A 12362-nucleotide genomic window follows, 5' to 3' on the forward strand; every position below is an offset into this window, starting at 1 on the left:
CTTAAACTTTATTAAAATTAAATTAAAGACCAAATCTTCAAGCTTAAAAATCGTAAAAAGAAACTTCACCCGTTTCAAGAGAATATTCAGCACCAACCACTTTTAACTTGCCCTGCGCAATCAAGTTTTCTAATACAGCAGATCCGTGACGTAATTGATTGACTGAAGCAAATACATTTGATTTCACAGCATGCATGCATAACTTTTCTAAATCATCCTTTAACTCAGTTTGCATCAAAATTTCAACTGAAGGACGTACACGATTTACAATTGACATCAAGTTCGCAGAAGATGGTGCATTCGGATTTTGAAGTGCTTCAATTGTAGAATGAATCGCTCCACAGTGACTGTGCCCAAGAACAACGACCAAAGGGCAACCAAAACTGTCTGCAGCAAACTCAACACTCCCCACTTGAGAAGGCGCAACAATATTGCCTGCTACACGAATTACAAATAGATCCCCAAAGCCCTGATCAAATACCATTTCAGCAGGAACACGAGAGTCCGAACACCCTAAAATAATTGCAAATGGTTCCTGACTATCTACCATTTCTGAGCGCTGCTGATGCGTCAAAAATTTAGTCAGATTTGTTTCACCATGTGCAAAGCGATCATTACCTTGTTTCAATCGTTCTAAAGCTTCTTGAGCAGTTAGCATTTGTATTTTATTCCATTGAGTGGAGGTTACATTTAATTTTAATGCTGTAGAATATGAAAGTCACTGACTAAAAATAAACTCTGTTACAATTTTTGTTAAATGACACTGTGGTTATCAAATCGCCTATTTTTAGTTTAAATTATCACTTATTTCTTAATAATTGCAGATATTATCACAAAAAAACTTATTAATTCTCATATTTTAGTATTTCAGCTCTGGCAAAAAATATACAAATTCATCCCTTTCGGCAAATGCTGAAAAAATTAAAATCATCAATAATACATTTGCTTTATATAATGGTAAGCCATTAGCAAGGAACCATGTGAATGTCAGAACTGTCCAATAAAAAATTTCTTCAATTTTTAAATAGCATCTTACTCTGTATGTCTACAATCGGCATGCTCAGTTTTGCTAGCCACACGCTTGCAGCAAGCAATACGCCCGAATATGTAGATTATTTGAAAATTGTACAAGAAGAACGTGCTTGGGCGGGTTTAACATCTAAAACCTTACGTGTCGGTGATGTCGTCTGGTCATATAGTGAAGGTGGTAATAAAAACAAACCGACTGTTCTACTGATTCATGGTCTAGCCAGTAGCCGTGACACATGGAATAGTGTTGCAAAATCACTCACACCTTATTATCACGTCATTATTCCAGATCTACCTTCCGCAGGTAGTACGCAAATTCCTGAAAATTTTGATTTATCTGTTCCAAATGTGACGGAACAACTCAGACGTTTTATTGAAGCTGCACACATTCAAGATAATTTAAATATTGCTGGTCACTCCTTGGGCGGTACAATTGCGATGTTTTATGCATCACAATACCCGTTTGATACCAAAAGCCTTTTCTTAATGAGTACGGGTGGGATTTTTAAAACGAACAATACCAATTATTTAAAGAACCCTATTTATTTAAAACAATTATTAATTACACAAAAAGGTGATTTAGATTTTGTGATGAAAAAGGTCATATTTGATCAACCTTTTACAGCCAGTGTGATTCGAAATGAACAAGAAAAACTATTCATTGCGAAATCTCAAGATACTGCAAAAATCATCAATCAAATTGATGCATTAAATCGTCTTTATACGCCAACGACATTTACAACAATGGTCAAAAATATTGAAGCCCCAACGTTGATTCTGTGGGGAAATCAAGATCAAATCGTGAATGTTGATGTTGCAAATGAATTGAAGTCTATTCTAAAACGACCTGAAGAACCTGTTATTCTCAATCGAGTGGGACACATGCCGCTGTTAGAAGCACCAGAACGTGTGTCTGATGATTACTTGAATTTCTTAAATAAAGTTCAACCTTTAAAAAATCCTTTAGCCGATCAAAAAATGTATAAATAAGGTCTATATGAAAAACAATCTTGTTGAACAACTCATTGAAGCCCAGTTAGCTTTTTTTGATCAAGAATTTTCGCAGCCTGAAACCATTAAAATTGAATTTACTGAATTTTATCATTGGTTTAGAAAGCACACCTTAAAGGATCTTTGGTCTTTTGAGGATATTAATCAACTCATTCAAAAACAAATTTTAGCAACGCCCACAAGCCATTTTTTAATTGAACAGATTACAGAACATATCCGTTTTGCATTAATTCATCCAAGTAATGATGACACTTTAATTGAAGATATTATTCCAGTCCTCACCATTGATAAAATTGCACAATATGTAGCAAGTAAATCTGGTCATCGTCAGGCATTGATTAAGCGTGTTGTAAATAACCCTTCATTTTCAACCATGCTGACACAGCTGATTCATCATTCCATTCAGGATTATATTGATAATTCTATGATGAATAAAAAAGTGCCCGGTGTAAGTCGTTTTATGAAAATGGGGAAATCCGTTTTAGAGTCGGTTACTGATACCAATTTGGATGATACGGTTAAACATTATTTACAGAAAAATATTATTAAAATTAGTCAACTCAGTGAACAAGTCATCAATCAACAATTTGATGATCAAAAACTCTACCATTTCCAAGCCAACCTTTGGCACAAAATCAAAAAAGTGCCTATTGGTGCATTACGCCAATATATTGAAGTGAATGATTTACCCAATACTGTCGAAATGGGTCATGAAATTTGGGAACATCTTCGTCAAACAGATTATTTAAGCAAACAAGTACATGATGGTGTTTTTGCTTGGTATGTCCGAAATGAAGAACGCCCTTTCGATCTTATTTTAAGAGATATCAATATCGATGAATCGTTGATTCAAAATGAATTACAAGCACTACTTGAACCTGTGATTCAAAAAATGGTTTCTTCTGAACATTTAAAATCACGTGCTCGTATTTATTTAGAGAAGTTTTATTACTCAGATAACACTTTAAAAATTCTGAATATAGAGAAAGGCGCATAATGCGCTTTTCTTTTGCTTAGTAAAAACAGAATATTAAGACTAGAAATTCGCAACAAAACGAGTCCCGTAATAACAACCATCTACGAATTCAATATAGTTTTTTTAGTTTTGCATTGATAACATTCTAGATAGCTTCTAAAAGTTGCACTCAATTTATTGAACCATAAAAAAACCTCCGAATGTCGGAGGTTTTTCACTGCGAAACAAAGCGCTTATTTGAAATAAGCACCTTCTGCTTGGCTATGGTCAGTTTGGTCAACAACACGTGCCAATTCAGGTACATGCTCTTTTAAGGTCGTTTCAACACCTTGTTTTAAGGTCACATCAATTGCAGAACAACCTTGGCAACCACCACCAAATTTCAATACAGCAGTTAAACCATGCTCTGCATCTTCAACCACTTCTACCAATGCACAGTTACCACCATGCCCTGCTAGACCTGGATTGATTTCGGCTTGAAGTACATAAGTGATTCGCTCTTCAATTGATGCATCAGGACCAACACGTGGTACTTTTGAGTTTGGTGCACGGAATGTCAACTGTCCGCCAAAACGATCTTTATTGTAATCAATCACAGCATCTTTCAGATATGGAATAGATGGTGCATCAACAAATGCTGGAAAATCTGGATAATCTTGTTTGTAATCTGTAGGGACAACTTCTTCAGGTGCACTGTACGCCATACAACATTCAGCACGTGGAGTACCCGCATTTTCTACGAATACACGAACGCCAATTCCTGGAGTATTCTGCTTGTCCAAAAGATCTTTTAAATACTCTTGCGCATTTGGAGTAATCAATAAATTTGGAATTTCTTCTGCAACTGCAGTATCGGTGTTCTCAGTCGACATAACTCTATCCTCAAGCTGAAGTCGGTATTTTAACTGAAGATGGGGCTGAATGAGTAAAAATCAACTAAAATTGTCGGAATTGTTCATAATTTTATTATTAATCAAACAATTAATAGGTTTTTTAATTTGAATATTTTATCATTTTTAAAAGATTGCATTTCTTTACTTACTCAATCAATTTTGAAATATGTATTACCTCTTTATCAAAAAATAGATCTTTTAAATTACCGCCTTATCTCTCCCTTATCGATCTATATTTCTCTGACAATTTTGGTAGATAATGCCACCACATTCGTCAATTTGGCATGGATAATGTATACACCTGTATATTAATAATGCATTAGAAGCGAGATATTTTGCATGTCCAATTCAATTGATGGTTTACAATTTCCAATCGATCCTGCAACTCAAAAATCGAGCTCATCTAATGTTGGAAAAGAAATCATAGCAGAAGCCTTGTCTATGGTTGATAATCAAAGCGCTCAACACGTTTTAAATGAAAAAAATTGGCGTAAAAATTATCCTATTTATTTCAAATCCTTAGTCGAAAATGGTATTAAGTCGATCCAAAACCCGATCATTATTGCCAAACAAGGTCTACACAAAGCACAACATAGTTTTGATTTTTTTAGAAATGGGCAACGTTATTCTTTAAAAGATGTTATGAGCGTGCCAATCACTGAACATATTCAAACGGTTACTGTTAAGGGACATGTGCAAACTCAGCCCGAATGGTTTGTTCCTTACCATGGAAAAAACTTAAAAGGTCAGGCTTTACTCAATCAAATTCAAACGTGGGAAGACGCAGGCATTATTGAAGCCAGTCATGCCAAAGCATTACGTGAAGCCAACGCACATCCTGAATGGTTCGATTTGTCTGATCGTACTATGGTGTTATTTGGTGCGGCCTCTGAAGCTGGCCCACTCACATGGTTAGCTCAATGGAAAGCCAATATTATTGCTGTCGATTTGCCCAATGAGCGTGTATGGGAAAAAATCCTCAAAACTATTCAAGCTGGTAATGCAACCTTATATGCACCGAGTTTCCAAAAGATTGATGATATTGAAAATATCCAAGAATTAAAAACCAAGTTAGGTGCAAACTTACTGACTCAAATCCCAGAAATTACCCAATGGCTCTGTGACAATCCACATAAACTGGATTTAGCTTCTATTGCCTATTTAGATGGTGAGAAACACGTCCGCGTTTCTATGGCAATGGACAGTATTATGAGCCATATCAGTGAACAAAAACCTGATTCATCACTGATGTATATGTGTACTCCAACTGATGTTTATGCTGTTCCCAAAGAAGTGATTCACGGCGCAACCATAAAAAATCAGCAACGTTCAAAACTTGAAACACTGTTAAGTAAAAGTATTTCCAAGCTTTCAATGAAGCAATTTTTTAAAGATAACAATCAACAACTGATTTCTTCTGATAATGGACAAGCTTATGGCATCACAGACTGTTTGGTCATTGAGCAAGGGCCAAACTATGCGTTGGCGAAGCGTATTCAACAATGGCGAGCGACTTTAGCACGGCATCAAGGTCAGCATGTCAGTATCAATATTGCACCGTCTACAACAACGCATTCCGTCACTAAAAATCCATTATTAAAAGCAGCTTTTAATGGAGCAAGTTTGTTTAATGTTGAAGCATTTAATCCAGAAACAACCAATGCCATCATGGCAGCCCTATGGATTCATGACTTGAGAAATCCAAATGCTCTGTCCAATCCAAAAACCACAATGCAACATCCTTTGGAATTGATGATGGATGGTGCAAATCACGGTGGTTTATGGCGGGTTGCTTATCTTGCACGAACTGCTTTACCTTTTGCTGCAATCTATGGCTTTGCCACAGATAAATTACCCATCAAAAAGGTAGCAGAAAAATTGAAAAAATAAGTTTTGCAATCACAGCACATGACTAGACCGAGCAGGTCAATCATGAAAGCTCAAAGCATAACCCATAAAAAACGCTGCAATTGCAGCGTTTTAAATTTCTAAATTTAATCAAAGCTTAGAATACTTTTAGAATATTTTTAAACTTAGAATACTTTTAAGAATAACCAATACAACACACCAGACAAACAGATTGTCGCAGGTAAAGTGAAAATCCAAGCTGAAAGAATCGTGCGCACTGTCGCAAAATTCAGACCAGTTTTATTGGCAACCATTGTCCCTGCTACAGCACTATTCAATACATGTGTAGTCGAAACTGGCATACCAAAACCATCTGCTGCTGCAATAGTAGACATTGCAACCAATTCCGCAGACATCCCTTGACCATAAGTCATGTGATGTTTACCAATACGCTCACCAACCGTGACTACGATACGTTTCCATCCAACCATCGTACCTAGACCAAGCGCCAATGCAACAGCAACCTTAACCCAGTTTGGAATGTATTGAAGGAATGAATCAAGGTTTTTACGATATGCCTTAACTGCCTTTTCTTGTGATTCGTTCATTTTTGGCAATTGATCTGCTTTATCTAAACGTTTGAAAGCGGTTGTACTTAAGTACATATCATTACGTAATGAAGAAACTTCATCTTCTGGAATATCTTTCAAATCGCCAAACTTAGCAACACGATCACCCAAATGATCCGTCAAACTTGCCAAAGCAGGAACAACTGCAGGTGTCATTTCTTTGGTTTGAATGTATTTAGTAATCGTTGAACGTGCTTGATCATCTGAAATATTTGAATGCTGTGCATAAATCGCAGTTGCCGTTTGACCTGATAATTCAGAGAAAGACTGTAAATGCTGATGATCTAAATTTCGGTTCAAAGAATAAGCCAACGGAACCAAGCCAATCAAAATCAACATGATCAGTCCCATACCCTTTTGCCCATCATTTGAACCATGCGCAAAACTTACACCTGTACAGGTAAAGATCAAGATTGCACGAATCAATGGCGGTGGTGGCTTATTGCCTTCAGGTGGTTGGAACAATTCCAATTGTTTCTTGAATATTTTCTTCACGATCAAGAATACAATTGCTGCAAAAGCAAAACCAATTAAAGGAGAGAATAATAAAGCCTTACCCACTTTAATCACTTGATCCATGTCTACACCACTTGCACCACTTGATGAGTGCAAAATGTAGTTCATGATTCCCACACCTAAAATCGAGCCGATTAAAGTATGTGAACTTGAAGCAGGAATGCCGAGAAACCATGTCCCTAAATTCCAAAGAATAGCAGCGATGAGCATGGCAAAAACCATGGCAAAGCCTGCGCCACTTCCCACATTCATAATCAATTCAACAGGAAGCAATGCAATAATGCCGTATGCTACAGCACCACTTGCAACCATTACCCCGAGAAAGTTACAAAAACCAGCCCACATCACAGCTACAGGTGCAGGCAAAGCATTGGTATAAATCACCGTGGCTACAGCATTGGCTGTGTCATGAAAACCATTTACAAACTCAAAGCCTAAAGCAATAAATAATGCTGAAGCTAAAAGAATGACTGAATATAGGCTTAAAGGTGGAACATGTGCCAAATCTGCACTTAATTGCACACCAATATAGACCAGTGTTGCAACGATAATCGTCAAAAACACCGGCATAAAAAATTTCGGCGTTGGTACATGTACATTCGTCGACTTTACAGTGTTTGAATGTGCAGAATCTGAGACGGGAGGTAAATTCGAATTCATGCAGACGGTTAAGAGGATAATAAAATCCCCTTATTGTTCAATTTAATTGTGACAATTATATGACAAACAACTGTAATAAATAGCCAATTTCTTCACTATTTCTTTTCAACCACTCATACCAAAAGTGGTCTTTTTTAATTTTTTAATATTTAAATTCAAATAGTTAAACTCATAAAACCAAAACCATATTTACCAAATTAAGACAATTTAAGCTGTAATAATATTTGTAATATTTCAGACAAATATGACAAAACAACATGAAACGACTCATACATTGCCTGATTTTTATGACAAATTGATGAAAAAACACGCATTCTTTTTTTGTTTAGGCTATATAAAAATGATCAATTTAACAAATCAATCATTCCCATGAATAAAACAGCATTGAAATCGCCTTTTACAGTAATCATATAGACAATCTGTTAATATATTGCACGTTTAAAAAAACTGTCTGAGAGTTTTGAATGTCGACACTTGCCACCTTAAAAGAGCTTCTTGCCCAACGCATCCTGATCATCGATGGTGCTATGGGAACCATGATTCAACGCCATAAGTTAGAAGAAGCGGATTATCGTGGTGAACGCTTTGCCGACTGGGCATCTGATTTAAAAGGCAACAATGACCTTTTGGTGCTGACACAACCTCAAATTATTCAAGGGATTCACGAAGCCTATCTCGATGCTGGTGCAGACATCATTGAAACCAATAGTTTTAATGGTACTCGCGTATCGATGTCTGATTATCACATGGAAGATTTAGTCCATGAAATCAACTTTGAAGCTGCACGACTAGCCAAAGCGGCTTGTGAAAAATATTCAACACCTGAAAAACCACGTTTCGTGGCAGGTGTGCTTGGCCCAACTTCACGAACTTGTTCGATCTCACCAAATGTAAATGATCCTGCATTCCGTAATATTACTTTTGATGAACTCAAAGAAAATTATATCGAAGCAACACATGCACTCATCGAGGGTGGTGCTGACATTCTCTTAATTGAAACTGTGTTTGATACCTTGAACTGTAAAGCTGCGATCTTTGCAGTGAAAGAAGTCTTTAAACAAATCGGTTATGAATTACCGCTGATGATTTCGGGAACAATTACCGACGCATCTGGTCGTACGCTTACAGGACAAACGGCGGAAGCATTTTGGAACTCAGTACGTCACGGTGATTTATTATCAATTGGCTTTAACTGTGCCTTGGGTGCTGATGCAATGCGTCCTCACGTTAAAACCGTGTCTGATGTTGCTGATACTTTTGTTTCAGCACATCCAAATGCAGGCTTGCCAAATGCCTTCGGTGGTTATGACGAAACGCCTGAAGAAACTGCGGCATTCTTAAAAGAATTTGCGGAAAGTGGCTTAATCAATATTACAGGTGGTTGTTGTGGTACTACACCTGATCATATCCGTGCAATTTATAATGCCGTTAAAGACATCAAACCACGTCAAGTTCCTGAAACAAAACCAGCATGTCGTTTAAGTGGTTTAGAGCCTTTTAACATTTCTGATGATTCACTGTTTGTGAATGTCGGCGAACGGACTAACGTCACAGGTTCTAAAAAGTTCCTCCGCTTAATTCGTGAAGAAAACTTTACTGAAGCTTTAGATGTCGCACTACAACAAGTGGTTGCAGGTGCGCAGGTCATCGACATTAACATGGATGAAGGCATGCTCGATTCACAAGGTGCAATGGTGCACTTTTTGAATTTGATCGCCTCAGAACCTGAAATTTCTAAAGTCCCGATCATGATTGACTCATCAAAATGGGAAATCATTGAAGCTGGTTTGAAATGCGTACAGGGTAAAGCGATTGTTAACTCGATTTCTTTAAAAGAAGGTTATGACGAGTTTGTCGAAAAGGCACGTTTATGTCGTCAGTATGGTGCTGCGGTTATCGTCATGGCATTTGATGAAACAGGTCAGGCTGATACGGCTGCGCGTAAACGTGAAATCTGTCAGCGCTCTTATGAAGTATTGGTCAATGATGTCGGCTTCCCTGCGGAAGATATTATTTTCGATCCAAACGTGTTTGCAGTTGCGACAGGTATTGAAGAACACAACAACTATGCTGTTGATTTTATTGAAGCAACAGGTTGGATTAAACAAAACCTACCACATGCCATGATTTCAGGTGGTGTGTCGAACGTGTCGTTCTCCTTCCGTGGTAATGAGCCTGTTCGTGAAGCGATTCACTCGGTATTCCTTTATCATGCGATTAAACAAGGCATGACTATGGGGATCGTCAACGCAGGTCAAATGGCGATTTATGACGATATTCCTAAAGCACTGAAAGATGCCGTTGAAGATGTCATTCTCAATCAAAATCAAGGCGACAGTGGTCAAGATGCAACAGAAAAGTTGCTTGAAGTTGCAGAACAATATCGTGGTCAAAGTGCTGCACAAAAACAAGTTGAAAACCTTGAGTGGCGTAATGATACCGTTGAAAAACGTCTTGAATATGCTTTAGTCAAAGGGATCACTGCCTTTATTGATGAAGATACTGAAGAAGCTCGCCTAAAATCTAAACGTCCATTGGATGTGATTGAAGGGCCACTCATGGATGGCATGAATGTGGTCGGTGACTTATTCGGCTCAGGCAAGATGTTCTTACCACAAGTCGTAAAATCTGCTCGTGTAATGAAGCAGGCTGTAGCTTGGTTAAACCCATACATTGAAGCTGAAAAGACAGGTAGCCAATCCAAAGGTAAAGTGTTGATGGCGACCGTGAAAGGTGACGTTCACGATATTGGTAAAAATATCGTTGGTGTTGTTTTAGGTTGTAATGGCTATGACATTGTTGACCTTGGCGTGATGGTACCTGCGGAAAAAATCTTACAAACAGCGATTGATGAAAAAGTCGATATTATTGGTTTGTCAGGTTTGATCACCCCTTCTTTGGATGAAATGGTTTTCGTTGCCAAAGAAATGCAGCGTAAAGGTTTCCATGTACCGTTATTGATCGGTGGTGCAACGACCTCTAAGGCACATACTGCGGTAAAAATTGATCCACAATATTCAAACGATGCCGTGATTTATGTAGCCGATGCTTCTCGTGCCGTGGGTGTGGCAACGACTTTACTTTCACCTGAAATGAAGCCTAAATTTGTCGCTGAACATCGTGCTGAATATGAAAAAGTACGTGAACGTATTGCCAACAAACAACCAAAAGCAGCGAAACTTTCTTATACAGAATCGATTGAAAATGGTTTGAAAATTGACTTTACAGCCAATAAACCTGTGAAGCCAAATTTCATTGGTATGCAAACCCTGACCAATTATCCACTGGAAACTTTAGTGGAATATTTTGACTGGACACCTTTCTTTATTTCCTGGAGTTTAGCGGGTAAATTCCCGAAAATTTTACAAGATGACGTGGTCGGTGAAGCTGCAACTGATTTGTATAATCAAGCTCAAGCGATGTTGAAAGACATTATTGACAATAAACGTTTCGATGCACGTGCTGTATTTGGTATTTACCCTGCCAATCGTTCAGCGGCGGATTCTGTTGAAGTCTTTAGTGAAGATGGTCAATCTGTAACACATACGTTCCATCATATTCGTCAACAGTCTGACAAAGTCACAGGTAAACCGAATTTATCATTGGCTGATTTTGTTGCAACTAAAGATCAAGCTGAAGACTACTTGGGTGGTTTCACCGTTTCGATTTTTGGTGCGGAAGAAATGGCGCATGAGTATAAAGCCAAAGGTGATGATTACTCTGCGATTCTTGCACAGTCTTTAGGTGACCGTTTTGCCGAAGCCTTTGCGGAACATTTGCATGAGCGTATTCGTAAAGAGTTCTGGGGTTATCAGGCAGATGAACAACTGTCGAATGAAGAGTTGATTAAAGAGAAGTATGTCGGTATTCGTCCTGCACCGGGTTATCCTGCTTGTCCTGAGCATTCTGAAAAAGCGTCTTTGTTTGATTGGTTAGGTTCTACCGATAAGATTGGTACGCAATTGACCAGCAGTTTTGCGATGTGGCCACCTTCAAGTGTCAGCGGTTTTTATTATGCAAATCCACAATCTGAATATTTTAACGTGGGTAAAATCGCTCAAGATCAGCTTGAGGATTATACAAAGCGTAAGAACTGGACTTTGGATGAAGCGAAGCGTTGGTTAGCGCCGAATTTGGATGATTCGGTTTCTTGATTTTTTCTTTTTTTAATCTCCCCTAACCCCTCTTTTCCAAAGAGGGGGATGTCATGTGAGTCGATGAATTACGTGACAGCTCCTCCCTTTTTTAAAGGGAGGTTGGGAGGGATTCAGTGAAAAAATTCACCTTGATTTTTTATATAAAACAACTATATAAATATGAATTATATAACTAAATAAATACTACCTTATGCTTGTGTACAAATATCGCGGTGGTTCTTTCAAAAGAGATTTACTATCATTAAAGAATGATACATTTTGGGCTTCAAATACAAGCCAATTGAATGATCCATGTGAAGGACTTATTAATATTGATGATTTCGAACAACAATTAAATCATCTTAAAAAGACCTTTTATCAACATTCAGAAAACTTAGCCTTAATTGAACAAGTTTTACAAAATATCATTGATATGAAAGATACTAAACTCGGTATATTTTCATTAAGTAAAACATATAGTGATGAATTACTTTGGGCACATTATGCCAATAGTCATAAAGGCTTTTGTATTGAATATAATTTAGAGCAAATATTGTCAAAGCAAAATCCTAAACATAGATCTTTTGATATTCAATATTCAGATAAAATTCCAAATTTAGATTTTTCTCAACTTTTAGGTCAAAACGATCCTGATATTTTAATT

8 protein-coding genes are annotated in these 12362 nt (G+C 37.5%); 5 read left to right on the forward strand and 3 right to left on the reverse strand.

Going from position 1 to position 12362, the window contains the following annotated elements:
- Window positions 1-43 precede the first annotated feature (43 nt).
- Window positions 44-658, reverse strand: a complete 615-nt coding sequence (locus GGG_RS0116980) for a carbonic anhydrase (RefSeq protein WP_010117019.1) — start codon at window positions 656-658, stop codon at window positions 44-46.
- Between the two features lie 326 nt (window positions 659-984).
- On the opposite strand from GGG_RS0116980, the gene GGG_RS0116985 reads away from it, so the two are divergent.
- Window positions 985-2019, forward strand: a complete 1035-nt coding sequence (locus GGG_RS0116985; RefSeq protein WP_010117021.1) for an alpha/beta fold hydrolase — start codon at window positions 985-987, stop codon at window positions 2017-2019.
- 7 nt (window positions 2020-2026) lie between these two features.
- Window positions 2027-3037 (forward strand): hypothetical protein, encoded by a 1011-nt coding sequence (locus GGG_RS0116990; RefSeq protein ID WP_010117022.1) that lies wholly within the window; start codon window positions 2027-2029, stop codon window positions 3035-3037.
- 212 nt (window positions 3038-3249) lie between these two features.
- On the opposite strand, the gene nfuA is transcribed toward GGG_RS0116990, so the two are convergent.
- Window positions 3250-3888, reverse strand: a complete 639-nt coding sequence (gene nfuA, locus GGG_RS0116995) for a Fe-S biogenesis protein NfuA (protein ID WP_010117023.1) — start codon at window positions 3886-3888, stop codon at window positions 3250-3252.
- Window positions 3889-4248: 360 nt separating this feature from the next.
- On the opposite strand from nfuA, the gene GGG_RS0117000 reads away from it, so the two are divergent.
- Complete coding sequence (locus GGG_RS0117000) at window positions 4249-5799, forward strand: hypothetical protein (RefSeq protein ID WP_010117024.1); 1551 nt, start codon at window positions 4249-4251, stop codon at window positions 5797-5799.
- A gap of 143 nt (window positions 5800-5942) precedes the next feature.
- Here GGG_RS0117000 and GGG_RS0117005 read toward each other — a convergent pair whose 3' ends face one another.
- Window positions 5943-7562, reverse strand: a complete 1620-nt coding sequence (locus GGG_RS0117005) for an inorganic phosphate transporter (RefSeq protein ID WP_029574665.1) — start codon at window positions 7560-7562, stop codon at window positions 5943-5945.
- A 464-nt stretch (window positions 7563-8026) separates the two neighbouring features.
- Between GGG_RS0117005 and metH the strand changes: the two genes are divergently transcribed.
- Together metH and GGG_RS19970 are read left to right on the forward strand one after the other, a co-directional pair.
- On the forward strand, window positions 8027-11716 hold the full coding sequence (gene metH / locus GGG_RS0117010; RefSeq protein ID WP_010117028.1) for a methionine synthase: 3690 nt from the start codon (window positions 8027-8029) through the stop codon (window positions 11714-11716).
- 193 nt (window positions 11717-11909) lie between these two features.
- On the forward strand, window positions 11910-12362 hold a 453-nt coding region (locus GGG_RS19970; RefSeq protein WP_010117030.1), incomplete at its 3' end, for a DUF2971 domain-containing protein.

Source organism: Acinetobacter sp. P8-3-8 (genome assembly GCF_000214135.1).
Lineage (GTDB): Bacteria > Pseudomonadota > Gammaproteobacteria > Pseudomonadales > Moraxellaceae > Acinetobacter.